The organism is Aliibacillus thermotolerans (genome assembly GCF_027853235.1).
GTDB classification, from domain to species: domain Bacteria; phylum Bacillota; class Bacilli; order Bacillales; family Marinococcaceae; genus Aliibacillus; species Aliibacillus thermotolerans.
In genome coordinates this window covers 26,247-52,474 of record NZ_WKJG01000027.1, presented here as the reverse complement: position 1 = coordinate 52,474, position 26,228 = coordinate 26,247, and the positions used below count along the sequence as shown (strand labels likewise).

Genomic DNA, 26,228 nt, shown 5'->3' with positions numbered 1-26,228 from the left:
GAAGCGAACAAAACACGGAGCACAGCAATTTTTGTTCGATTGGGAGGAGAGCTGGCGTTTTATTGTCTAAACCGACGCTATATTTTTTGGACTAAAACATAAAAAGATTGTACATCGCAAAAAGCTCATTGTAAAATTTTATTGACTTTCCTTGTTACTTTCTATATTATTTAGAAACGAAGGTCACTATAAATATAATTCCTTCAATTTTCTTAATTGAAAGCGTTTTATGTAAATGCTATCATTACATACTTTTAAACTAACAAAATATTTTAAGAAATGGGGTTAAAGTCAAATGAAGAAAATTTCAAAAATTTTGTCGACTGGTTTTCTTGCCCTATCACTAGGTCTTTTTGCAGGGTGTGTTAGCGGCAACGAAAATACAACGGAATCTGGTGCTAATGGAGGAGGAAGCGGGGGGAATGGAGAAAACATCAACTTTTCTCTCACCCATATTACCCAAGAATCACACTCATGGCATAAGACAGCGGAGAAGTTTGGTGAAGAACTAGAGGAACGTTCGGATGGACGTATGAGTCTTGAGATTTTTGCAGCTGGACAATTAGGATCAGAACAAGACATGTTGCAACAAATGGAAACAGGTTCGGTGGATTTCGGAATTATTACAAATGGATATATGAGCACGCGTAATACCGAATTCAATGCATGGTTTATGCCTTTCGTGTTTGATAGTCTTGAAGAAGCGACAGAAGCAAGACATACAGACGCAGCGAAAGAAATGCTCGCGAACTTGGAATCTCAAGGTTTTATTGGAATGGACTTTATCTTTGCCGGTAACCGTCACATTCTAATGGAAGGCGATATCGTCACAAGTCCGGATGATGTGCAAGGAAAACAAGTTCGTGTTATCGGAAGTCCATCTATTCAAGACTTTTGGGAAGCTGTTGGTGCAGGTCCTACCCCAATGCCTCTTCCTGAAGTGTATACCTCCCTACAAACAGGGGTCATTGATGGAATTGACATTGATTTAGACGCACTTGTTACCGAAAAATATTACGAAATTGCTGATAATCTCACATTAACAAATCACATGACATGGCCTGCAGTTGTGATGATGAGTCAAGAAAGTTATTCCAATCTTTCTGAAGAAGATCAGCAAATCGTCGAAGAAGCTATGAGCGCTGCCGTGGAGTGGGGAATTCAAGAAGCCATCCAACGGGAAGAGTCCAATTTAGAAGAAGTTGAAGCACAAGGAATCACAGTTCACCATCTTGAAGACGCAGGAGCTTTTGACGAAGTAACAAAAGAAATTCGTGAAAAATATTCCCAGGAATCTGACATTATTGCCTCTTTCTTAGAATCTACAACACAATGAGGGAAGAATGATGAATGTAATTAAAAAACTAAGTGACATTGTATTTATTGTAGAAAAGGTACTGGCTGTGTTTTTTGGCACAGTCATGTTCCTTTCTCTTTTTTTAGGGTTTCTCTATCGATATGTCTTTACCTCACCGTTGCAGTGGTCAAGCGAAGTCGCTATTTTCTCATTAATTTGGCTCACGCTCATCGGCGCAAGCATGGGCGTGAAAACGGGACAAACGGCTGTGATCACAATGTTTGTTGACCGTTTCTATGGGAAACGTTCTTATCAATGGTTGCTGGCGTTAAGTTTCTTCATTATCGTCGTATTTTCTATCTACGTTCTTTATCTATGTTATCATTGGCTTTCTTCCCCGAACATATTCATTCAAAGTTCTAGTGCCATGGGAATGCCAATGATTTATCCTTATTTAAGTATTCCTATTGGATTCCTCTTTCTCCTCATTCATGGCTTATGTAAATTTTTTGAGGCTTGGAAGTATCCGGATGGTGAGGTGTAAATATGGTCATCGTGACAATTATCATTTTTATCTTACTTCTTCTATTGCGAGTTCCGATTGCCTATGTGCTAGGGATCACGACAATTTCATACATCATTATTAGTGGAAGTACGAATATGTTGATCACCGTTCCTCAACGGTTGTTTTCTGGGTTAGAAAGTTATAGTCTTTTAGCAATTCCATTATTTATGATGGCAGGAGAAGTCATGAACAAAGGGGGAATTACGAGACGTCTCGTACAGTTTGCGCAATCGATTGTTGGCCACTTTAAAGGCGGTTTGGCTTATGTAAATGTTATCGCAAATATGCTTCTTGCTTCCATCATCGGTTCTGCTACGGCTCAAATTGCCATGATGAGTCGTACGATCGTTCCGGAAATGGCAAAGGAAGGATATGATCGTAATTTTAGCGTAGCAACGACGGCTTCTGCCGGTCTGTTAGGACCCATTATCCCTCCGAGCATGATGTTTATTATATACGGTGTGGCTTCTGGTACATCTATCGGTACGATGTTTTTAGCTGGAATTATGCCAGGGATTCTTCTTTCTTTCGCCTTTGCTGGAGTGATTGCCTACATCGGATATAAACAGAAATGGCAAGGACGGCCACGTCGAAAAGTGTCTGACATGTTGCGATCATTTATCGTTGTTGTTCCTGCCTTACTCGTACCGGTAGTGATTGTTGTTGGGATTCTCAGCGGAGCCTTTACACCAACCGAGTCTGCAGCAGTTGCCTGTGCCATTGCTTTTATCGTTGGTTTCTTTATTTATCGGGAGATTTCTCTAAAAGACTTGCCATCCATCATGATTGGAACAGCAATTTCCACCTCTATTATCACTATCCTTATCGGCATGGCCAACTTATTTGGATGGATGCTTTCTGCTGAACGGATTCCACAAGCACTCGCAAACTGGATGACTTCTCTTACAGAAAGTACACTGATGTTCTTATTGTTAATCAATATACTTTTATTGTTAATTGGGATGGTCATGGACGGAATTGCTGCACTTATTATCTTAGTTCCAATCTTTATGCCAGTCATTGCAAATTTTGGTATTGATCCGGTTCATTTTGGCGTGATTATGTGTTTCAACCTAACGCTTGGTCTCTTAACACCACCGGTTGGAAATGGATTATACATTGCCTCTTCCCTCGGTGAAGTAAAAATGGAACATTTGGTCCGCTCCATCCTCCCTTTTCTTTTCATAGCCATTATCACGCTATTTATTCTTACGTATCTCCCGCAACTCGTTTTGTGGATTCCTTCATTACTTGAATAAAGATGATATGATAACAACCAGGAGGGAGTCTTCCCCTCTGGTTTTCCTTTTTAATAACGAATATTTAGAAAAAGGTGAATACATTGTCTAATTTATCTCAACCACTGCAAGAAGAGACTTCTAACAAACGTGCATCTTATGTTCTCTTAATCTGTGGTATTTTATTTATTTCATTTAACCTTCGCCCAAGCATTACATCAGTAGGTCCCCTTGTTCCAATTATTAGAGATAGCACTGGGATGTCTAACGGAGTTGCGGGACTACTAACAGCCATTCCGTTATTGTCCTTTGCTTTGTTTTCACTCATTGCACCGAAATTAGGGATTCGCTTCGGTAGTCACGTCTCCATTTTTGCTGCTCTCATTATCTTAACTGGTGGTATTTTTATTCGCTCCATCGGCATTACTTTTCTCATTTTTGCCGGTACTGCTTTGGTCGGTATTGGAATTGCGATTTGTAATGTATTATTACCTGGCGTGATCAAGCTGAATTTTCCACAAAAAGTAGGGGTGATGACGAGTATTTATACCGCTTCGATGGGGCTATTTGCATCGATTGGATCAGGGGTAAGTATCCCTTTATCAGAATCACTGGGGCTAGGGTGGCAATGGGCGCTTGCAATTTGGAGCGTACTCACAATTATTGCACTATTTGTTTGGTTTCCACAAATAAAGCGAGACAAACATATTGAAAAGCCTTCTAAAATGGAGTGGAATACAAATCTATCTGAATCCATTTGGGCTTCTCCCCTCGCTTGGTGCGTCACATTATTTATGGGCTTTCAGTCGTTTCTTTTTTATTCTGTCATTACGTGGATTCCTGACGTGTTGCAAGAGTTAGGAATGAATCTATCATTGGCGGGAGGAATGCTATTTTTACTCCAACTTGTCGGTATCCCTTTTAGTTTTGCCGCACCGATTCTGGCAGATAAGATGACGACACAAAAACCGATCGTCCTCGGAATTTGTACATTATATGTTTTAGGTTTTCTCGGACTTATCTTTTATCCAACGATACCGATTATTATTACTGCTGTTATTTTTATTGGGATTGCACAAGGGGCAGCCATTAGTCTCGCCTTAACACTCATTAGCTTGCGAGCGAAAACCGCCAAGCACGCTTCCCTTCTTTCAGGAATGGCACAATCTTTCGGTTACTTCCTCGCAGCCATTGGTCCTATTCTATTAGGAATTCTTTACGATATCTATCATACTTGGTCCCCATTTCTCTATATTTTATTATGCGTGTCTTTTATCATTCTATTTTTCGGGATGAAAGGATCTGTGAACCGATATATAGAGTTAAAATCATAAATAATTGGCATTCCATTGGAGCTTTGATTGTGGGGGAAAAGCGTCTCGTGACCGGTTCATACGACCCCTTTTTGATAAACTTCCTAGAGATGAAAGCTCACGCATCCGTTCATGGAACCAATCAATGTTTCGTTAATCGAATGAAAGGTTCCATGAACGATTCATACAACCACTGAACCGATTTTATTTCTGAAAATTGGTCGCATGAATGCTCAAATTGGGATAAATCAGGAGATTTAAGCCCCGCTTTTCGGTTCATGGAACCAATCATTGCTCAAATTACCGGAGGAATGGTCCCTTGAACGAGTCATGCAACTACGAAGTGAATATAATTCCCCCCCTTTTGAATGGTTCCATGAAAGCAGGAACTGGAAGTTATTAGGAGAAAAATAGTCTTTTATGGCATCATAAGACGGATCAAGCTTTAAAAAATGAATGAAGTGTCGTATGATTCGTTCATACAATTGATACTGCAGAAAAAGAGTCGCATGAACACTTCCATTGGTATTAACCGGGAGATATAAGCACCTCTCATCAATTCATGGGACCGATAATCCCGTATATAAGCAAAAGAAAGGTTCCATGAATGAGTGATGCGACCTTTCTTTTCGCTACATCCCTTCAATTTCTCCATAACTCTTTCATAAAGGAAAACTTGCCACCGCAAGTTTTTTCATTACAAAATGGCCCTCACCGATGACGGGTGAAGGCCATTTTTGTTTAATTGTCGTGGCGTTCGTTATACTGAGAAAGAATTCTATTAAATTGATTTTGGTGCGTATCTAAATGTTCGACGAGGAAATGTTCTACGAGAAACGTCATCGGCTTTACACCAAACTTCGGAAAGTTATGTTCTCTTTCAATTTGAAGGTCTTCCTCACTCACTTTAGATAGACGTTCTGCCGCAATGTCAGCTGTCTTTTTAAGCCCTTCTAATACATCTTCCACCTCGCGCTCATCCGCTTTCGCAATCGCCGCAAGCCGCCCTTCATGTTGCATATTTCTGCCCCATTTTTCCGCGTCTTTTTCCACGACATTGAGCAGTTCATTCGTGAAATAAAGAGGAAACTCTTCCACGTGTACGAGCAATTCCATCACGGACCACTCTTCGTCTGAAGGTTTCCAACGAATTTGTTCTTCTGATAGTTTACTTGCTTCTTCTGGGAAAAATGCTAACTTTTCCGAAACGATTTGCGCATATTCTTTTCCACTTTTCATGTGTATCTCCTCCTTCAATTGGAAAGGAAGGTGCCCGGTTAAGGACACCTTTTATTTAAAAATCAGTTTTCCGAACCGTGTTTTCTAATTTCCCGATGCCTGAAATTTCAATATCGACAACATCGCCATCTTGCAAGTACGTTTGTGGATCTCGCGCATGCCCTACTCCACCTGGAGTACCTGTCAAAATTACGTCCCCTGGTTCCAAAGTCATAATTTCCGACACGTAAGAAAGCATCCGGTTGACGTTAAACACTAAGTTTTTCGTGTTTGCCCGTTGTCTCTCTTCGCCATTCACCCGAAGTGACATTTCTAACGCATCCGGGTCAGGAATTTCATCTTTCGTTACCAACCAAGGACCCATTGGCGCACTTCCATCGTTCGCTTTTCCTTGAAGCCACTCGAGCGTTCTAAATTGTAAATCCCGTGCACTCACGTCATTCACAATTGTGTAACCAGCGACGTAATCAAGGGCATCTTCTTCTTTTACATTGCGTGCTCTTTTTCCGACCACAAACGCAAATTCCGCTTCATAGTCTAGTTTTTCCACGTTAGGAAATAGTGGAATATCATCTTCCGGTCCAATGATGGCGTTTGCAAATTTTGCAAAAAGAACAGGATATTTTGGAATCTCTCTTCCCATTTCTTTAATGTGGTCGCGATAGTTATGACCGACACAAATGATTTTACTTGGATTGATGACCGGCGCTTCAATTTTTACGTCAGAACGTTGAAACACCCATGCTTGCTTCTCTTCTTCACTTGCTTCTGTAAGCATGTAATCCACTGCTTTCTTCGCAAGTTCGATACTTTCTTCTCCTCCTTGATAAAAACCAACAGAATCAGCTGGTATGAATGCTTCTGCGATTTGTTCTGCGCGAATTTTTCCTTCTTTACGCAAAAGAGAAAGATACGCTCCGTTTAAGTCAATAATTTGTTCGCCTTCTTGACAAGCAATGCGTACACGATTTCCTACTCTGTAGTTAACTATTTTCACAACATTCACCTCTTTATGTATTGACATATTCTTTCGAATGCGCCACTTCATCCCGTCCCACATAGACAATAAAAAGCCATAAATTATAATTATAGAAAACCAAGTTCTCTATAATTATAATAGTTGCAATTTTTCACGAGTTTGTCAATATAAAAATGCAACCTTTCTAATAAAACTGCAAAACCATTAATAATGATATAGCCGAAAACGCACATACTGAAACAACAAAAAACCATTTGTTCTCTTGATAGAAGAAACAAATGGTTTTTTATCTCAATTGATAATTATAAAAACATAATGTGGGTATAAGAGTATTACTATTGTTGATAAACCTCATTTTCATAACCAAAACCGTGAGAGAGTTCTTCGCTGGTACTGATTAATTTTTGACTGATTGCTTCATCCACTTGAGAAGGAACGTCTCGAGTAAAGCCAACAAGAGTCAATGCGCCAAGTAAATCTTTTTTATAGTTAAATATAGGAACAGAAGCTGAGGATACCCCTGGAACGAGCGGTTCTTCCGCAAAAGCAATCTGTAACTTTTTAATGTCTTCCCGCTCGTTTTGTAAAGCCGTTCTTTCGCTCTCTTTTAAATGATCATATTCCTTTGTTAACCAATCAAAAATGACGTTGGATGGCATAAACGTATAAAATATTTTCCCTGACGAAGATCTTAACGGAAGCGATGTACCAATTTGAGCACCAATATTTAATCCTCTTGACTCTGCTGCAATTCGGGCAACAATCGGTCCCTCTTGTGTCCACGTAACAAAAAGCGCCGTGCACTGACTTTCTTGATTTAACTCTAATAAATACGGTTCCACTCGTGCAATGACATCTTCTTGACCAATAGCAGCCATTCCATATTCCACTAATTTACTCCCTAAAGAATACGTACCATCCGCTTTATTTCGGTACACCAATTTAAGTTCAAGCAATGAATGAATATATTTATACAAATTACTTTTATTGATATTGGTTATCTTTTGAATCTCGGTAAATTTTAGCGGACGACCATGATTTTTTATCGTTTCTATTATTTTCCACCCAGTATATAAAGATTGAATGCCACTATTCTTGTTTGTAGTCAATATGATATCCTCCACTTCTTCTATGTTTCATTCCTGATTTTAATATGAGTGTATTTTTTTATCAAATGCAATTAATTTTAAAAATTTTATTGACAACTCAAAAGAAACCCGTAAAATTATAATTATAGTAAACCATGTTCCCTATTATTATAAATATTAGTCAAATACGATTCAATCAATGAAATCTCAAGAGAAACAGAGATTTAAAATGAAGGAGGGCTATTATCATGGCGGAAAAAAACTCTTTTTTCGAGTCAAAAGAAGTACAGGATTTTAACCGAGACATTGAGCGTTATCATTTAGGGCCACTGTGGAACGCCATTCCGGAATTAATGCACCACACACCTCAACCGGATGCAGTTCCTTATCTATGGAAATGGGAGCTTTTACAAAAAAAATTGATGGATGCAGCGGACATTTTTACGCCAGAACGCGGTGGAGAAAGACGCGCCATTTATTTTCAAAACCCAGGACTCACTTATCGTAAGCCATGGGGATGGGGTTCTACTACGAACTCTTTATATGCAGCAGTTCAGTTAATTCTCCCTGGGGAAGAAGCGCCTTCTCATCGTCACACGCAAAATGCGCTTCGTTTTATTCAACAAGGGAAAGGTGCTTATACGATTGTGCAAGGGGAACGCATTTTCATGGAGGAAGGAGACTTCTTAATTACTCCGAGAGAGTTGTGGCACGGGCATGGACATGAAGGGGACGAGCCGATGATTTGGATGGACTGCTTAGACATTCCAACGAAATACGGTATCGGTGGTACCTTCTTCGATCCATATGAAGACGGGTTAGAGAAGCCGAAAGTTCCTGACAACTTGTCTAGCCAACGTTATGAAGGTGGAATGGTTCGTCCAATCGCAGATAGAAAACCATCTATTGCACCGCTTGGTTCTTACAAATGGGAACAAACGTTAAAAGCAATTGAAGGGCTGACTCGCTTTGAGCCAGATCCGTACGATGGCTATGCAGTAGAGTACATCAACCCGTCCAATGGTAAAACAGCAAACCCAACGATTGCGGCGTGGATGCAAAAACTTCCGAAAGGATTCCATTCCAAAGCACACCGCCATACTCACTCTTCGATTTATCATGTCTTTAAAGGAAGCGGTTACACCGTTATCGATGGCGTGCGCTTTGATTGGTCACAAGGCGACTACTTTGTGATTCCGAACTGGGCAGCACATGAGCATGTGGCAACCGAAGATTCTTATCTGTTCTCTGCAAGTGACCTTCCTATCATGGAAATGTTTGATGTCGAAAGAGAAGTAGAGTACGAAAAAGGCAATGGCTACCAAGAAGTGAAAAGCGAATTTAAACCGGAACTTGGTTAATGAAATAATTGTGTAATAAAGGATGGTGTGAAACAATGTCAGAAGTGAAAAAAATACCCTTTACAATCATCGGTGGAGGAATTGGAGGATTATCTGCTGCTTTAGGCGCAGCTGATTCCGGAAGAGAGGTTTATGTTCTTGAACAAGCTCCAGAATTTGGAGAAATAGGTGCAGGAATTCAAGTTGCGCCAAATGCAATGCATATACTTGATAAATTTGGTGTACTGGAAGAATACAGTAAAAACGCTGTATTTCCACAACGTCTCGTTTTAAAAGACGCCATGACCGGAGAAGAGCTTGCTGATTTAGACCTCGGGGATGCTTTTAAAGAAAGATATGGATATTCTTATTCGGTCGTCCATCGCACGGATATACACAAAGTGTTACTGGACAAATGCCGCGAACATGAAAACATTACGTTGCTTACAAACCATCATGTCGAAAAAGTGGAAAACAAAGGGGATTCCGTCTATATCGAATGTGAAGGCGGACTCAAATACGAAGCAGACGCTTTAATTGGTGCCGACGGGTTAAAATCAGTCACTCGTAAAAACCTATCAGATGACGAACCGATTTGTTCGGAGTACGTCGCTTATCGAGGCGCTATCCCAATTGAAGAAATACAAGACCTTGCAAATTATGACGACGTGATTATGTGGATTGGACCTTATTTGCATCTTGTTCAATACCCGATTCGCCGAAAAGAACTATACAATCAAGTCGCTGTGTTCAAAAGTTTTCATTATTCAAAAGAAAAAGAACATACCAATGATTGGGGAACACCGGAAGAACTGGAAGAGCATTTCGGTAAATGTGTGCCACAAGTTCGTCATGCTGTAAAATTCATGGAAACAGGACGACGCTGGCCTTTATACGATCGCGTTCCAATTGAAAACTGGGTAGACGGTAAAATAGCATTGCTTGGTGATGCAGCACACCCTATGTTACAATACCTTGCCCAAGGAGCTTGTCAAGCTTTAGAGGATGCCGACTTTTTGTCACGAAAGCTAAAAGAGTACCCGGGAAATGAGCATTTAAATCAAGCATTTAAAGAATATCAAGCGGAAAGACAACCGAGAACAGCACGAGTACAAACAACCGCAAGAAAATGGGGAGAAGTGCTTCATACTGCCGACCCTATTGCACAATTGATGCGTGATATGTACTTGAAAAAGCACGATTCTCAAGATTACTCGGAAGTAGAATGGTTATACGGTTATCATAAAAATAGTAAGAACCTCGTGTAAAGCTTAAATATGCGTTGATTGTTTTCTCTCATACTCATCATATTTCTCTACTAGAAAGTGTGCTTACGACGCCAGTAAGCACACCTTTTTTATGTCGATAGTTGCACTCATGCCACCTGCCTATTCTGGTTGATGTCATTCAGTTTATAATCGAACTAGGATATTTTTATAAAAAATGGAGGTTGATACAATGAATATTTTAATGTACGGTGCGGGAGCGTTAGGAGCATACTTCGGTGGTAGATTGTTGGAAAAAGGGCACAATATTTATTTTTTTGTTCGTGAAAAACGTGCGCTCCAATTACAAAAGGAAGGGCTTCACATCGACAGCCCTCAAGGGGACTTGAAGACAAGTGATCTCACCCTCTTTACAGATCCTGAAGAAGTCAAAAATATAGACCTTATCATACTTGCTATTAAGGGCTATCATTTAAATGACGCGCTTCCTCAAATTGAAATGATTCAAAAAAACAATCAAGCTTTCGTTCTCCCACTCTTAAACGGAATGGAACATATACCACGATTACAAGAAACACTTGGAGAAGAATATATTTTAGGCGGTTTTGCTTCCATGATCGCCACGTTAAATGAAAAAGGACACGTCGTACATTCTAATCAAACAAGTTCCATTACTTTTGGAACACTTCATTCACGTCAGAAAAACATTTGCGCTTCTCTTGCTGACATAGGGGAAGGAATAACAAATACAACGATTCAATTTTCGGACCACATTAAAAAACTCATGTGGAGAAAATACACCTTCATCACCGCTTTTTCCGGCGTGACGACCGCAACCAATCTACCGGCAGGCTTCATTGCCAAACATGATGCTACTTATGAAGTAGCCAAAAATGTGGTGGAAGAAATGGCCGAGATTGCTGCAAAGGATGGAATTCGATTTACTAAGGAAGAAATTGAACAAATCGCAGAAAATCAACGGCAAATGCCGAAAGAATCTACTTCTTCGATGCATCAAGACTTTCGAAAAGGGCTTCCTATTGAAGTAGAACACTTACATGGGGGCGCACTCCGCTTTGCCGAAAAATATGGCGTACAAGCACCAACGATCCAAACCATTTATGGACTTTTAAAACCGTACGAACACGGGAGAATCGATCTGTAACTTTATACGATACAAAACATACCGTTCATGCTATGATGTTTAATAAGGGACACAAGTCGAAGAAAATCATAGACAAAATAAAGAAAAACCACTCATCTGGACACAAACTTATCTGTCTGTACCGGAAGACTTTCATCCGGAAAAAGAAGATTTAGACGAAGCTGGTAGTGTATGCACTGTTCTCGAACAACAACAAGGTATTTCGGTTACACAAGGGGAGCACCAAATTTGGGCAACAGGTGCGAGTCAAGAAGAAGCCAAAATGTTAGCGATTCATTCAGGAGAGCCTATTCTTGTCATGGAAACAAAGCTATATACAAAAACTGGCCACCTAATTGGTTAGAGACGAGCGGTTCACAAGGCTGACGATTACAAATATTCATTTTCCGTGAATCGATAATTTGTAGATAGAAGTCGCTCCGTTCAAGTTACTAGCTTTGATGGGGCGACAAATGATTACCATTCCGGAACCCAAGCCGTAGCGACACTTTCCGTCCTGCTTCCATTAATGGTCCTTTCAATTCTTCCAGCCGCTCTTCGCTCATTCGAATCGTCGGGCCGGAAATACTAATGGAGCCAGCGATTTCCCCGCGAAAATTAAAGATGGGAGCAGCGATGCAAGTAATTCCTACCTCATTTTCTTCCACTTCTTTTCCATAGCCTCGCTTACGTATTTTTTCTAAGTCTTGAAACAGCGCTTCTCGGTTCGTAATCGTGTTTTCAGTATGTTTCGGAAGACCTTTTTCATCGATAATTTCTTCTACTGTCCTTTCCGGTAAATAAGCGAGAATCGTTTTTCCTGCACTCGTACAATGCATTGGTGCGATCTTCCCCACTTGAGAATGCATGCGAAGGGTTTCATTTCCTTCTAACTTTTCAATGTAGACTGCTTCTTTTTGCGAATAGATGACGAGATGAATAACTTCATTGGACAATGATTCCAGTTCTTTTAAGTAAGGAGTTGCTTCTTTTCGGATGTCAATGGAGTCCAGTAATTTCGCACTCAGCTCCAAATATTGATATCCTAAACGGTACTTTTTCGTTTCACTATCTTGTTCAATAAATCCGTGTTCCATAAGGGTAGCGAGTAATCGAAAAATAGAGCTTTTATTGAGGCCTAATTTTTCAGCAAGTTCTGTGACACCGTATCCTTCTTTTTTTGTGCTCACTATTTTAATAATCGTTAATGCCCGATCGACCGATTTGACCATAATGTGCCTCCGTTACACGTAAAATTTACATTATCTTATATTATATCACTATTCCTTTCGCTTTTTCTCAACTCTCGTTTTTTCACAATGGCACCACCCTTCCAAAATATCTCGTTTATGCCTCTTTTCCACAGAACGGAACTGGACACTTTTTCATTCCATGGAAGAAACTGAAGCAATACTGCGGATTTTTTCCTCTTTGTGGAGAATGATTCGCAAAAAGTTGCGTTTACAAGTTATTTATAGTTACAATAGTACATTGTAAGAAGAGTCGTATGCACCTATACGGTTTATATCTTGCAAATATAAGACAGATAGGTGATGTCTAATGAAAGGAACAGAAAACAAGAAAGATTACCGCGTGTTGTTATACTACAAATTCGTGGAGATTGATGACCCAGAAACATTTACACAAGAGCACCTTGCTTATTGTAAAAACCTCGGGTTAAAGGGACGTATTTTAATTGCGTCGGAAGGGATTAATGGAACCGTATCAGGTACGGTGGAACAGACAGACAAATATATGGCTGATCTTAAGAGCGATCCTCGCTTCCACGACATTGTTTTCAAAATTGACGAAGCCGATGGACACGCTTTTAAAAAAATGCATGTGCGTCATCGTCCGGAATTAGTGACGCTTCGTCTGAAAGATAGCGTCAGTCCGCTGGAGAAAACAGCGAAGTTTTTAAGTCCAAAAGAATTTAGAGAAGCAATGCTGGAAGAAGACACTGTCATTTTAGACGCTCGCAACGATTATGAATATGATCTTGGTCACTTCCGCGGCGCTATTCGTCCCGATATTCGTAATTTCCGGGAACTTCCACAATGGATTCGTGACAATAAAGAACGTTTGCAAGGGAAAAAAATCCTTACTTATTGCACCGGTGGCATTCGTTGTGAAAAATTCACCGGCTGGATGGAAGAAGAAGGATTTGATGAAGTGTATCAATTAGAAGGTGGCATCGTCACTTACGGAAAAGATGAAGAAGTAAAAGGAGATTTGTGGGACGGAAAATGTTACGTCTTTGACGAACGTATTAGCGTTCCAATCAACCGAGTGGAACACGTCGTCGTCGGACGGGACCATTTTGATGGCACACCGTGTGAGCGGTACGTCAACTGTGCGAATCCGGATTGCAATAAACAAATTCTTTGTTCAGAAGAAAACGAACACAAATATTTGCGTGGTTGCAGTCACGAGTGTCGTATTTCACCGCGCAACCGCTACGTCATCGAACATAATCTTTCTCAAGAAGAAGTCGAAGAAAGATTAAAGCGGATTGAAGAAGAGCAACATGCATCATCTCTTAAAGCCTAATGATAACTCCAACCGGATCATCTGATTGATCGTCGGTTGGAGTTTTTCGTATAGAAAAAATGCTCGATCAAAAATCTTAGAGGTACATGCCACAACTTTGCAAAGAAGATTGGAGTATATGAAATATTTTTCACAATATACAATCTCCTCCCTGCTGTATCCATATTTTTCTTTTCTTTCTTTTATGGTATATTTGTTTTATGGGAGGGGATTTTATTGGAAAGAGTTGAACATGCAATACAAGACAAATATCCAGAAGATTTTGCTTGGTGCTATGGTTGTGGTTATTTAAATAAACGAGGTCTTCACTTTCGTACTGGTTGGGATGGGGAACATACCGTGACGATTTACACACCACAACCGGAACATCTTGCCATGCCCGGGTTTGTTTATGGCGGTTTCATCGCGTCTCTAGTTGATTGTCACGGGACAGGCTCTGCTGCCATCGCATTGCATCATAAAAACGGACATAACATAGAAGACGATGTTCATCCGCCACGTTTTGTAACCGCTTCCTTACATGTCGATTACAAGCGACCTACTCCACAAGGTGTGACATTAAAAGCAGTTGGAACAGTAGAAGAAATACATCCGAAAAAGTTTAAAGTGGAAACAGAAGTATTTGCTGGTGAAGATCTTGTTGCAACCGGAGAAGTGGTTGCAGTAGTTAAACCTGATTCCTTTAGATAATAATAAGAGGTTGGACATAACTAGCCAAAAAAGAATGGTTCCAAGCACTAACATTTGCTTGGAACCATTTTTGTAGGGTGTTCATTGTTTCTGGCGGTATATTTCCTTAAGTTTACCGCCGGAAGTGCATTTCTCTGTGACTCTAACACAAGAAGTATAAATAGTCTTGCAATCACCAATTGCAACTCCCCGTCATGAGACCATTCGGTAGGAATTTTGTGTGGTAATTCGTCGCATGGATCTTTTATACGATACTTCATTGCATCGTTCTCATAATAAAAGGTCGTATGAAACGTGTTGCGACCTGTTTTTATCCTCATTTCTTCCAATTTTAACTTTCATACGACCATTTGACCGGTGTTTGACAAAATGAAGCGTCGTATGAAACGTTTATGGGACGATTCATCTTCTTTTTTAACGCGTCATTCGTCGCATGAAACATAAAACACTTCGAATCACCTGAATTTTTCCAATTCTAATCCTCTTACGACCACTCCTGTTCGGATTGTACGAAAAAAGTGTCGCATCACCAGTTCATACGACACTTTTTTCATCATTTTCATTTTGAATTGTTCTTTGTACACAAAAAGAGAGACTCACCAAGTTTATGGCGATGACTGAAGTTTTGTCCCACCCTCTATTGATTATGCAGCGTCTTCTTCCATTTGTTCCATTTGTTCTTGCACGTCGACTGCATTCTCTTTGGCTTCTTCCGGAATCTCAATTTGATCAATTTCATCATATTGAGATATCGTTCCTTCTGACACTTGTTTCATGACCAATGTTTGACCTTCAGCTTCCATCGACATTTCCATATTGATGTTAATTTCTGTTTGATAGAAAGTCTCTTTATCAATTTTAATGACATAATCTAATGTCTCAATGTCCATATGAGACATTACTTCGTCCAATTCACCTTGCATCGCTGGATCTCCGTCTAGATTGGCAAATTGCATTGCTAGTTCTTTGATTCCTTCACCGGAACCAACGACACTCAATTCATAATATTCTTCGGTCTCAGTGATTTCAATGCTTTCTGACATATCTTGTAATAGTTCCAATTGCTCTTGAGGGGACATTTCTAAGTCTTGTAAGTCCGTTATCCCCATGGCACTCGCATCGAGACGCATCCACTGTTCGGTTGCAGCATCATACATGTACATCGTACCATCTTCATCCATGTATTGCTCTATTTCCATCTCTCCTTCTCCCGTCATGTCTGGCATCGTCATCACTTGCTTCAACATCATTGGGTTTTGGGTGACATCCATTTGAAGCGTCATATCCATCGGGATGGTTTCCTCATCCACTTGCATCTCTTGGTTGATATTTAATTCCATGGAATAACTTTCCACTTCACTCATCGCTTCTGTTGATTGAGCCAGTACTTCTTCCGCTGTCAAACTTTCTTCTTCTGCTGGTGCTTCTTCTTGCTCTTCTACGGCGACGCCTTCTTCTTCCATTAATCCTTCTTCAGAGGCGCCTTCCTCCGTTTCACCACATGCCGTAATAAGTAAAGTACTGAAGAGAGCCACTGCTCCCCATTTCCATTTTTTCATCGTTATCCTCCTTGAGTAACTATTCCCACCCCACTTTATCATAGGAATAGTCCCAGCTTCACTATTTTAAAGAAAATTGAGACTATAGGATGGATAAAGAAAATGCGGACAGGACAAAATCCCCTATTCCTCTTCAAACACGAAGAAGAATAAGGGAAATATTTCTTATTACTTTCGAACCTTCCATTTCGGTTGAAGTTGAGGGACAAAGAAGTTGTTTCGGTGCGTTCTTTTACGAATGCGCTCCTCACACATTTCATTCGCAACAACAAGCGTCGGAATTTGTTGTTCTTTCGACTGTTGTAAAACGGTTAGGATAGCATCATAAATCGCTTTTGTCTTTTTCAACACTCTTTCTTTGTTTCCGCCATATAATTCATCTGCTACTTGAATCAATCCACCGCTATTTACAATGAAGTCCGGTGCATATAAAATTCCTTTTTCATGCAACATCTCTCCGTGACGGTCTTCCGCTAGCTGGTTATTGGCAGATCCCACCACTGCTTTTACGCGTAATTCCGGAATCGTTTCGTCGTTTAAAATGCCACCGGTCGCGCACGGTACAAATATGTCCGCATCCGCTTTATAAATTTCCTCCGCCTGAAGCACTTCCACTCGGCGATTGTGTTTGTTCGCTAAATCTTTTATCGCCTGAATCGGCTCTTCGAATATATCCGAGACGTAAAGGTCATTTCCAGATTCAATCAGCATTTTTGCGACTTTGAATCCAACTTTTCCTAATCCTTGGATCGCATACGTACGTCCAGTAAGTTCACTGTCACCAAACAACACTTCTGTCACTGCTTTTATGCTGTTAATGACTCCTTGAGCCGTTGGGATGGACGAATCGCCATTGCCACCATACGCTTCCGGCACACCAACGATGCATTCCGTTTCTTTTAATGCATGGACAAAATCATCCATCGTCGTACCCATGTCCGTACCTGTGTAAAATCTTCCGTTTAACGATGCCACATATTGCCCAAAAGCACGGAACATTTCCGGCGTTTTATCTTTGCGTGGATCACCGATAATGACAGCTTTTCCACCACCAAAATCTAAATCTGCAGCGGCATTTTTTTGTGTCATTCCTTTAGCTAAACGGAGAGCATCTTTTAACGCTTCTTCGGTAGAGGCATACGGATACATGCGGCATCCGCCTAGTGCCGGACCAAGCGTAGTATCATGAATCGCAATAATTGCTTGTAGTCCGGTTGAAGGATCATTACAAAAAAGGACTTGTTCATGTTCTTTCATTTCTTGAAAAATATCGAATGATTGACGAGACATTGTTTCTGTAAGAAGAGATTCCATCGTTTATTCCTCCTTTATCATTATAACCAATTGAGTACGCCAATGACGTCTAAGAAAACGATGATAATAACAACCGGTACGACATAACGAATCAATAGCAACCAAGCGGTAAACAATTTATAGCCAACAGAGCCTCCTGTTTGAAACTCTGTAAGTAGCGTATCTTTCGGGATTTTTAATGGAACAAAGATAGCAATCAAAAACGCTCCAATTGGCATTAAAATATTACTCACTAAAAAGTCGGCTGCATCAAAAATGGAGAGACCAAAAATAAGAATGTCACTTAAAACCCCATAAGAAAGGGCGGAAGGAACACCGACGATAAATATCGCAAGACCGATGACCCAGGAAGCTTTTGGTCGTGCTTTTACTTCCCCTTTCGTCACCGCCGCGACAATGACTTCTAACATCGAAAAGGCAGACGTCAACGTCGCAAATAAAAAGAGAAGTAAAAAGAGAATAAAGAAAATAATACCATAAGGCATTTGATCAAATACGGTCGGCAACACGTTAAATAACAAGACCGGTCCTTCATCCGGACGCAAACCGAAAGAAAAAACCGCTGGAAATATCGCCAATCCTGCCAAAAATGCGACGAAAAAATTCAACACAACGATGGAAGTCGCTGATTGGACGATACTTTCTTTTTTCGATAAATAAGAGCTATATGTTACCATCACAGACACACCAACACTTAATGAGAAAAACGATTGCCCCATCGCATAAAGCATCGTTTCAGAAGTGATGGTGGAAACATCAGGAACGAGAAAGAATGCCAACCCTTCCGAAGCACCGTCCAATGTAAGTCCGCGGATCACAATGACGATAAATAGAATAAATAAAGCAGGCATCATGATCATACTCGCGCGCTCAATGCCTTCTTTCACCCCTTTGGCAACGACGACAATGACGATGAGCATGAAAGCAAATTGCGCGACGACGGAAAGAATCGGATTGCTAATCGTTTCTGCGAATACTTCTCCATATTCCGCTTCGGTTAATCCTGATAATTGACCAAAGATTGATTTCACAAGATAAATGACGATCCAGCCACCGACGACACTGTAAAACGATAACAAGATAAAACAAGTGACCATTCCAAGCATACCAATTCCAGCCCAGCGCGTACCTGGTGCAATGGCTCGATAGGCTTCTATCGCATTTTTCTGCGTGCTTCGTCCGATCATAAATTCTCCGATTAATAGCGGTAGACCAATCAGCAATGTAAACAGGAAGAATAGAAGTAAAAAAGCCCCTCCTCCACTCGTCCCTGCCACATATGGAAACTTCCATATGGCACCTAGGCCTACTGCAGATCCTGCCGCTGCTAATATAAAGGCTAATTTAGAAGACCATTGTTGTTTCATCTCTCTCTCTCCTATGTTGTCAGTTTAAAATATGAATTGCTTTCCCTAATATGGCTTGGGTCACTTCCGTCCATCCTTCTGTTAAAGTAGGATGCGGATGGACTGTCAAAGCAATGTCTTCTGCTCTCACTCCTAACTCCAGTCCCAGTACACCTTCACCGATAAGCTGAGAAGCATTTTTCCCTACAATATGACAACCTAACAATAAATGCGTCTCTTTGTCCACAATTACTTCGACAAAACCGTCTTGCGCATCCGTGGCAAGCGCCATACCATTTGCTTGGAAAGGAAAATGAGCTGTTTTTACTTCATATCCTTCTTCTTTTGCTTCCTCGACGGTCATGCCTACTCCTGCGATTTCCGGATCGGTAAAAATGGCATAAGGAATAAACGGAGAATCTACTGCACTTGGTAAACCTCCGATCACTTCTGCCGCTACGATCCCTTGCTTCGTCGCTTTATGAGCTAATGCAGGGCCCGCTGTAATATCTCCAATGGCAAAAAGATGCGGGATATTGGTGCGACACGTCTCATCGATAGGAATGAACCCCCTTTCGTCCATCGTGACGCCGATTTGTTCGAGACCTAACTCTTTTGTCCGTGGGGTGCGACCAATAGTGACAATGGCTTTAGCAAATGTTTGCTTTTTTGTTGTATCTCCTTCTCGTAAAGTCACGACAACTTGTTCATTTTCTACTTCCATCGAATCGACATAGGTGGAAGTTTGGATGGTCATCCCTAGACGTTTCGCTTTTTTTACTACTTCTTTTGTTAAATGCTTGGAGGTGGCAGGTAAAATTCGCTCCGCTACTTCCACAACGGTTACATCGCTTCCTAATTTAGCAAGAGCCATCCCTAGCTCCATTCCGATATATCCGCCGCCTACAATGAGGAGACTATCCGGTACTTCGGTTAATTCTAAGGCCGAAGTGGAGTTTAAAATATACTCATGATCGATGGTAGCAAAAGGAACCGGAGCTGGTTCTGAACCCGTTGCGATGATAGCGTTTTCAAACTGGTACACTTCAAAGTCACCAGACGTTTCCACTCCGATTCGATCATCGGATAAAAAGTATGCCTTTCCTTCCACAATCGTCACGCCATTTTTGTTACACAAATGTTGAATCCCTGACGTTAACTGCGAGATAATTCTCTTTTTTCTTTCTTGCCATTTTCCTAAATCCATCGTTGCTTTCTCTTGCAACTGAATCCCCATGTCTTCCACTCGGGATAATTCTTCAAATTTGCTTGCGGTATGAATGAGCGCTTTCGAGGGGATACAGCCTTTATTCAGGCAGACCCCTCCCACGTTTTCTTTTTCAATGAGTACGACAGACTTTCCTAATTGTCCTAGACGGATCGCCGCAGCATATCCACCAGGACCTCCTCCGATAACAGCTACATCAACTTCTGTTCTTACTTCTCCGACTACCATTTATCTCATCTCCATGAATAACAAGTTTGGATTTTCTAATCGTTCGATGATATAGTTTGTAAATTTCACTGCAAGCACACCGTCAATAATGCGATGGTCAAAAGATAGCGAAATGTTCATCATCCATCTAATCACACTTTCCCAATCTTTCACGACAGTACGAGGGGTGATTTTGTGCAGGGCAAGAATAGCCACTTCCGGATGATTAATAATTGGTGTAGCAAGATTTCCTCCAACCGGACCGACATTACTAATTGTGAAAGTGCTTCCTGTCATTTGATCTACGCGCAATTGTCCTTTGCGGGCAAGCGTTGCGAGTTCATTAATTTCCTCTGCAATTTCGACGATACTCTTTTTATCCGCGTCACGAATGACCGGAACGACTAAGCCGTGCTCCGTATCTGTCGCAATTCCGATGTGATAGTAGTCTTTTAACACAATCTCGTTTGTTTCATCATCCACAGACGCATTGAAGTATTCAAATTCCTTGAGTGCGGCAACAACTGCTTTTACGAAAAACGGTAAATACGTAATTTTGACACCTTTTGACTCATAGTACTCTTTCATCGAATGACGCAATTTACGTAATGCATCGATTTCTAACTCATCCATATGAGTCACATGCGGAATCGTTTGTACCGACTTCACCATTCTTTCCGCGATTGTCTTACGAATACCTTTGAGTGGAATGCGTCTTTCTCCACCGCTCGTAGCAGGAACAGGTGTCGGCGTTGCTGCTTCTGTTTGAGAAGTGACAGGTTTTGTTTCTTTCGTCTCGCTCGCTCCCTCTTTAAAACGATATAAATCTTCTTCTAAGACCCGACCAATCGGTCCTGTCCCTTCCACTTCATCAATATCAATGTTTAATTCCCGAGCAAGTTGCCTTACGTAAGGTGTGGCAAGGGCTCTTTTAAGCCTGTTCGTAGGAGCTGGTATAGAGGTGGATTCATTTTTTGGTCGCTCCTCTTCTTGTTGTTTTTCTTCTGCTTTCGGAGAGGAAGAGACGGTTTCTTGCGGCGCTTCATCGCTACTTCTAATGGTAAAAAGCGTCGCCTCTACTTCCACCGTTTCTCCTTCTTTAAAGAAAATTTGATCGATAATGCCTGCTTTCGGAGCAGTGAGTTCTGCACTTACTTTATCCGTCTGAATTTCCAGCACTGGTTCATCTTGTTCTACTTCGTCTCCTTCTTTTACGAACCATTGAAGAATCTCTGCTTCCGTCATTCCTTCACCAATGTCTGGTAACTTAAATTCAACCATGGTACTTATCCTCCCTTCGACCTAAAAATGAACCGTCTCTTTCATCCCTTCCACCATGCGATCAACGGTTGGTAAATAATCATTTTCTGATAAAAATTGTGGGACGGGCACATCAAACCCGACGATTCGTTTGATTGGTGATCTTAAATAAATAAGTGCTTCTTCATTAATGAGAGAAATAATTTCCCCCGCAAATCCGGCTGTTTGGTGGGCTTCATGAATGATCACCGCACGACCTGTCTTCTTCACGGATTCAATCACCGTTTCTGCATCGAGTGGTACAATGGAGCGCAAATCTATAATTTCGCACGTGCAATTGTTTTCTTGTTCTACTTTTTTCACCGCTTTCATCGCTTCACGCACCATGCCACCCCAAGCAATGACAGTGAGGTCTTCCCCTTCTTTTACAATGTTTGCTTTTCCGATTGGTGTTTCATACAACTCTGATGGCACTTCTTCCTTAAAAGCCCGGTACATTTTCGTATCTTCTAAAAAGAGAACCGGGTCCGGGTCATTTGCTGCAGCGGTTAACAGTCCTTTTGCATCCCGTGGGTTACTTGGAACGACGACTTTTAACCCCGGCGTGTGAGCAAAGAAAGATTCGACACTTTCAGAGTGCAATTCCGGACCACGAATTCCTGCGCCATACGGGGTACGAATGACCATCGGAACAGTAAATTGGCCCCGAGTGCGATAACGCATGCGTGCGGCGTGGGAGACGAGTTGTTCAAAGCCCGGATAAATAAATGCTAAAAATTGAATCTCTACGATTGGCTTCTTCCCATTTAAAGCAAGCCCAATGGAAGAGCCGATGATTCCTGATTCTGCAAGCGGCGTATCAATGACGCGGTTTTCTCCGTACTTGTCAAACAAACCGTCCGTCGCGCGAAACACCCCGCCATTTCGTCCAATATCTTCTCCTAGTAAGAGAATATCTTCGTCTTTTGCTAAAAGCTGATCGAGGGTTTCATTGATGGCTTCTAAAATATTTTTTTTCTCCTGTGTCATGAAGAACGCCCTCCTTTACCTAGATGCTGAAGAAATTCTTTTTCTTGTTTGGCAATGGTCCATGTTTTTTCTTTGTATACGTGTTCAAACATTTGCTGCACGGTAGGACGCGGATAATTTTCCGCTTCTTTAAATTGTTCGTCGATTTCTTTTCTCATTTCTTCTGTCCATTGTTTTTCTTCGCTATCCGTTAGTAAATCGTTATTCTTTAAATATAAGCGTAATCGGGCTAAAGGATCTTCGTTTTTCGCCCACTCTTTTTCAATGGCTTGTTGGTCACGGTATTTTTTCGCATCATCAGCGGTTGTATGAGAACCAAAGCGAGTCGTCACTGCTTCAATTAACGTCGGTCCTTCTCCTTTCCGTGCCTTTTCGATCGCCCGTTTCACCGTGAGGTATACTGCAAAGATGTCATTCCCATCGATACGAATGCCTTCGATATCGTATGCTTTTCCACGTTGGGCAATCGTTTTTGAAGCCGATTGTTTTTCAAACGGAACACTGATGGCGTAACCATTATTTTGACAGAGGAATACTGTTGGCGTTTGATATACACCGGCAAAGTTCAATGCTTCATGAAAGTCTCCTTCTGACGTCGCACCATCTCCAAAATACACAAGACTGACATTGTCTTTTCCATCTAACTTATCTGCCCAAGCTGTTCCTACCGCATGTAACAACTGGGTTGCAATCGGAACAGCAGGAGGAATGATTTTTTTATCTTCCGGGGTGATACTTCCGTCCATATGCCCCATCCAATAAAGGAAAATTTGTTTCCAAGTTTGTCCGTGCGTATACATCGCTCCGTGGTCACGATACGTCGGGAATAACCAATCCGTCGAACGTAGCGGCAATACTCCCCCTACTTGACAAGCTTCTTGCCCTTTGAATGAAGCATACGTTCCAATCCGACCCTGTCGTTGTAAAATAAGCGCTTTCTCATCAAAAATCCGACAAGTAAGCATGTATTTAAACATATCCATCATGACTTGTTTATCTATGCGATGATCGTCATGCCGACACTTTCCATCTGGCGTGAGTACTTGATAATATTCTTCCCTTGCCTCTTCATAAAAGTTTCTTAAGTCGACTGCCATGGAAAAACATCCCCTTTCTTTTGTAAACGCTTTCTTTATATAAAATTATATAATCACTGCCCCTTTCTTTTACATAGATGAAAGAAGTTGTTGGAGGAAATATTTTTATATTTTGAAATATTTTTAAGCAGTAATTTTACAAAATGTAAAACAGAAAAGCGGAGGCAACCGCTTAGGCGCGTTAGCGATGGAAGGACGGGGACAAAAGTCCGCTTTTTGACTTTTGCCCCGGCCTGAAGCACACTAGCGCCTGGTTGCCGAAGCTAGACATAGAAAAGCGGAGGCAACTGTTTAAGAGAGAAAGCGATGGAAGGGCGGTGAATGAAGCCGTTCTTTGGCTTCTTTAGCGACCTGAAACGCTCGAACGAGTAGGAGCCGCAGCTAGACAGAAATGCGGAGGCAATCGGTTAGGCGCGTTGGCGATGAAAGAGTGGTGAAGATAAACAATAGAAAAACGGAAAAGCCGGTTAGCTGCAATCAGCGATGAAAGGGGAGTGAGGGCACTCTGATCTAAGTGTTTGATCACCTGAATTCCAAGTCTATACATCGAAAAACGGAATCTCGAAAGTCATGCGACCACTCAATGAGTTTGAAATGAAAAAATCTGTCGTATGAAATCATCATGAGACGCTTCATTTTCTTTTCTTAACAAGAATATGTCGTATGAACAGTAACATCACCAGTTTTCTCCTAATTATTTTCAATTTCGGCCGCTATCCGACACTTTATCGGGATTTCCTTTTCAATAGATGTCACATGAGACGTTCATACGACGTCTACTTTTCTTTTATTCATGAAAACTGGTCGCATGACATGTAAAACGGGAACTAAATCACGTCATGCGATCATTTCACTGTCCTAAGACCACTTGATGGGGATTTTTTGCGATAGAGGGTTCCATATATGGTACTTTTTCACTGTTTGGAAAGGGGATTGTCGGTATAACGCTTTGGCATTGCTTGCAATATTTCATTGTTCCTACTGGGCTGAGTAACCGCTGACACAGGGACGTACAAGAGTATGTAGAAGTTCTTTATTTTTTCCAAACGGCTGACAGACTTTCGAAGTCGGAGAAGGAAAGAAGAGGCAATGGAGTAGGCGATGAAAAGACACAAAAAACCGTCTCGACTGGGGACGGTTATCGGGCTATTCATCTGTTTCTACTGGGGTTACATGTTTATGGGGCACAGGTGATTTAACCACCACAGAAGTGTTTAGCGTACCATAAGGAACAAGCTCATCAATTAAAGCCTCTAGATGTTGCATATCTTTTAATACTGCTTTTAACATGTAACTGATTGCACCGGTAATCCGGTGACACTCAATAATATCTGGATTTTCTTGGGCATACTTTTCAAATGTAGTATATGGAACGTTTAAGTCACTCACTTGAATAAATACAGTGACGTGTTTACCAATCTTAGGGTAGGAAATGCGAGCACTAAATCCTTCAATAACTCCTTGATCCTTTAACTTGTTCATTCTTTCCGACACACTCGGGCGACTTAAATTTAATCGTTTGGAAAGATCGCTTAACGTCATTCTTCCATCTTCTTGTAGCGCTTTAATTAGTTCAATGTCCGTCTGGTCCATAAAACCCCCCCTAATGAACTATCCTATGCATGCGGTATGTCAAGTATAACATAATTTTAAAGTTATTTTACTTTTCCAAACGCTTTATATGCTATAATAATTACTTTTGAAAAATTAAAAGTGTTTCCAAGCACCAGGTACTTAGCCGACATGATGCATCTAAGAAAGTATTGGTCTCATTTATTTTTGACCGTCCCCCCTCCATTCAGTAAGATAAAAGAAAATGGAATGTTAGGGTGAACTTTATGAACATCCTCCTAGTCGAAGATGATCGGACAATCGCTTCTGGATTAGAATATTCCTTAACACAAGAAGGATTCGAAACATTTTTTTGTCAACATGCTTCCTCAGCAAGAGAGGTCATTCACAATCAAATTGCTGAAATTGACCTTTGCTTATTTGACCTTTCTTTGCCGGATGGAAGTGGCTATGACTTGTGCAAATTAGTGAAAAAATACCGTGATATTCCGGTCATCTTTTTAACCGCTTTTGATGATGAAGTGAATGTCGTGATGGGGCTCGATATGGGGGCAGATGATTATATTACAAAGCCATTTCGGATTCGCGAACTTATTTCAAGAATAAAATCCGTACTCCGGCGCTACCAACGTCATCAGTCGAAAAACGTCATTGAATTAAACAACGTTCACATTAACATTATCGATGGAAAAGTATACAAGGACGGTAAAGAAATTTTATTAACTGCATTAGAATACCGTCTTCTCCTCATTTTTGCCAACCACATTGGACAAGTTCTCACTAGAGCACAATTGCTCGACCGTATTTGGGATGTTGGTGGTGATTTTGTGAATGACAATACGTTAACCGTTTACGTGAAAAGATTGCGAGAAAAGCTAGAAGACGATCCGCAACAACCAACGTTAATAAAAACAGTTCGAGGCGTCGGTTATAAGGTCGGTGAATGA

At 41.0% G+C, this 26,228-nt stretch carries 22 protein-coding genes and 1 pseudogene; 11 read left to right on the top strand and 12 right to left on the bottom strand.

The window, feature by feature from the left end; translation table 11 throughout:
• The first annotated feature begins 295 nt into the window (after window positions 1–295).
• The 4 genes from GJS40_RS03155 (at window position 296) to GJS40_RS03140 (ending at window position 4,434) form a co-directional block, all read left to right on the top strand.
• Window positions 296–1,336: a TRAP transporter substrate-binding protein gene (locus tag GJS40_RS03155; protein ID WP_270896091.1), complete on the top strand. Its 1,041-nt coding sequence runs from the start codon at window positions 296–298 to the stop codon at window positions 1,334–1,336.
• A gap of 10 nt (window positions 1,337–1,346) precedes the next feature.
• Window positions 1,347–1,841, top strand: a complete 495-nt coding sequence (locus GJS40_RS03150) for a TRAP transporter small permease (RefSeq protein WP_270896090.1) — start codon at window positions 1,347–1,349, stop codon at window positions 1,839–1,841.
• Between the two features lie 2 nt (window positions 1,842–1,843).
• Window positions 1,844–3,121 carry a TRAP transporter large permease gene (locus GJS40_RS03145; RefSeq protein WP_270896089.1) on the top strand — a complete coding sequence of 426 codons (1,278 nt, stop codon included), beginning with the start codon at window positions 1,844–1,846 and terminating at the stop codon, window positions 3,119–3,121.
• Between the two features lie 74 nt (window positions 3,122–3,195).
• The gene (locus GJS40_RS03140) at window positions 3,196–4,434 is read left to right on the top strand and encodes a CynX/NimT family MFS transporter (RefSeq protein WP_377902052.1); all 1,239 of its coding nucleotides are present in this window, start codon (window positions 3,196–3,198) and stop codon (window positions 4,432–4,434) included.
• A gap of 720 nt (window positions 4,435–5,154) precedes the next feature.
• Here the strand turns inward: GJS40_RS03140 and GJS40_RS03135 are convergent.
• From GJS40_RS03135 to GJS40_RS03125, 3 genes are all read right to left on the bottom strand, one after another.
• Entirely contained in the window at window positions 5,155–5,652 is a 498-nt protein-coding gene (locus tag GJS40_RS03135; RefSeq protein WP_270896087.1) for a DinB family protein, read from the bottom strand.
• Between the two features lie 55 nt (window positions 5,653–5,707).
• On the bottom strand, window positions 5,708–6,649 hold the full coding sequence (locus tag GJS40_RS03130) for a fumarylacetoacetate hydrolase family protein (RefSeq protein WP_270896086.1): 942 nt from the start codon (window positions 6,647–6,649) through the stop codon (window positions 5,708–5,710).
• Between the two features lie 317 nt (window positions 6,650–6,966).
• On the bottom strand, window positions 6,967–7,740 hold the full coding sequence (locus GJS40_RS03125; protein ID WP_270896085.1) for an IclR family transcriptional regulator: 774 nt from the start codon (window positions 7,738–7,740) through the stop codon (window positions 6,967–6,969).
• A gap of 227 nt (window positions 7,741–7,967) precedes the next feature.
• On the opposite strand from GJS40_RS03125, the gene GJS40_RS03120 reads away from it, so the two are divergent.
• The 4 genes and pseudogenes from GJS40_RS03120 to GJS40_RS14510 form a co-directional block, all read left to right on the top strand.
• Window positions 7,968–9,080, top strand: coding sequence for a cupin domain-containing protein (locus GJS40_RS03120; RefSeq protein WP_270896084.1), 1,113 nt, complete (start codon window positions 7,968–7,970; stop codon window positions 9,078–9,080).
• Between the two features lie 35 nt (window positions 9,081–9,115).
• Window positions 9,116–10,327, top strand: a complete 1,212-nt coding sequence (locus GJS40_RS03115; protein WP_270896083.1) for an FAD-dependent monooxygenase — start codon at window positions 9,116–9,118, stop codon at window positions 10,325–10,327.
• 190 nt (window positions 10,328–10,517) lie between these two features.
• Window positions 10,518–11,450 carry a ketopantoate reductase family protein gene (locus GJS40_RS03110; protein ID WP_270896082.1) on the top strand — a complete coding sequence of 311 codons (933 nt, stop codon included), beginning with the start codon at window positions 10,518–10,520 and terminating at the stop codon, window positions 11,448–11,450.
• A 91-nt stretch (window positions 11,451–11,541) separates the two neighbouring features.
• Window positions 11,542–11,793: pseudogene (locus GJS40_RS14510) on the top strand (UTRA domain-containing protein); the annotation flags it as partial.
• Window positions 11,794–11,881: 88 nt separating this feature from the next.
• On the opposite strand, the gene GJS40_RS03105 reads toward GJS40_RS14510, so the two are convergent.
• Entirely contained in the window at window positions 11,882–12,661 is a 780-nt protein-coding gene (locus GJS40_RS03105) for an IclR family transcriptional regulator (protein WP_270896081.1), read from the bottom strand.
• Window positions 12,662–12,989: 328 nt separating this feature from the next.
• Between GJS40_RS03105 and trhO the strand changes: the two genes are divergently transcribed.
• Together trhO and GJS40_RS03095 are read left to right on the top strand one after the other, a co-directional pair.
• Window positions 12,990–13,979, top strand: coding sequence for an oxygen-dependent tRNA uridine(34) hydroxylase TrhO (trhO, locus tag GJS40_RS03100; protein ID WP_270896080.1), 990 nt, complete (start codon window positions 12,990–12,992; stop codon window positions 13,977–13,979).
• Window positions 13,980–14,195: 216 nt separating this feature from the next.
• Window positions 14,196–14,669, top strand: coding sequence for a PaaI family thioesterase (locus GJS40_RS03095; RefSeq protein WP_270896078.1), 474 nt, complete (start codon window positions 14,196–14,198; stop codon window positions 14,667–14,669).
• Between the two features lie 644 nt (window positions 14,670–15,313).
• Here the strand turns inward: GJS40_RS03095 and GJS40_RS03090 are convergent.
• The 8 genes from GJS40_RS03090 to GJS40_RS03055 form a co-directional block, all read right to left on the bottom strand.
• On the bottom strand, window positions 15,314–16,228 hold the full coding sequence (locus tag GJS40_RS03090) for a DUF6612 family protein (RefSeq protein WP_270896076.1): 915 nt from the start codon (window positions 16,226–16,228) through the stop codon (window positions 15,314–15,316).
• 168 nt (window positions 16,229–16,396) lie between these two features.
• The gene (locus GJS40_RS03085; RefSeq protein WP_270896074.1) at window positions 16,397–17,542 is read right to left on the bottom strand and encodes a Glu/Leu/Phe/Val dehydrogenase dimerization domain-containing protein; all 1,146 of its coding nucleotides are present in this window, start codon (window positions 17,540–17,542) and stop codon (window positions 16,397–16,399) included.
• Window positions 17,543–17,562: 20 nt separating this feature from the next.
• On the bottom strand, window positions 17,563–18,909 hold the full coding sequence (locus tag GJS40_RS03080) for a sodium-dependent transporter (protein WP_270896073.1): 1,347 nt from the start codon (window positions 18,907–18,909) through the stop codon (window positions 17,563–17,565).
• A 19-nt stretch (window positions 18,910–18,928) separates the two neighbouring features.
• The gene (gene lpdA, locus GJS40_RS03075; RefSeq protein WP_270896071.1) at window positions 18,929–20,344 is read right to left on the bottom strand and encodes a dihydrolipoyl dehydrogenase; all 1,416 of its coding nucleotides are present in this window, start codon (window positions 20,342–20,344) and stop codon (window positions 18,929–18,931) included.
• Complete coding sequence (locus GJS40_RS03070) at window positions 20,345–21,604, bottom strand: dihydrolipoamide acetyltransferase family protein (protein WP_270896070.1); 1,260 nt, start codon at window positions 21,602–21,604, stop codon at window positions 20,345–20,347. It abuts the gene before it with no gap.
• A gap of 21 nt (window positions 21,605–21,625) precedes the next feature.
• Window positions 21,626–22,612 (bottom strand): alpha-ketoacid dehydrogenase subunit beta, encoded by a 987-nt coding sequence (locus GJS40_RS03065; RefSeq protein WP_270896068.1) that lies wholly within the window; start codon window positions 22,610–22,612, stop codon window positions 21,626–21,628.
• Window positions 22,609–23,709 (bottom strand): pyruvate dehydrogenase (acetyl-transferring) E1 component subunit alpha, encoded by a 1,101-nt coding sequence (pdhA, locus tag GJS40_RS03060; protein WP_270896066.1) that lies wholly within the window; start codon window positions 23,707–23,709, stop codon window positions 22,609–22,611. The genes GJS40_RS03065 and pdhA overlap by 4 nt, the downstream gene beginning before the upstream one ends.
• 1,146 nt (window positions 23,710–24,855) lie before the next feature.
• Window positions 24,856–25,302, bottom strand: a complete 447-nt coding sequence (locus GJS40_RS03055) for an Lrp/AsnC family transcriptional regulator (protein WP_270896064.1) — start codon at window positions 25,300–25,302, stop codon at window positions 24,856–24,858.
• Between the two features lie 245 nt (window positions 25,303–25,547).
• On the opposite strand from GJS40_RS03055, the gene GJS40_RS03050 reads away from it, so the two are divergent.
• Window positions 25,548–26,228: a response regulator transcription factor gene (locus GJS40_RS03050; RefSeq protein WP_270896062.1), complete on the top strand. Its 681-nt coding sequence runs from the start codon at window positions 25,548–25,550 to the stop codon at window positions 26,226–26,228.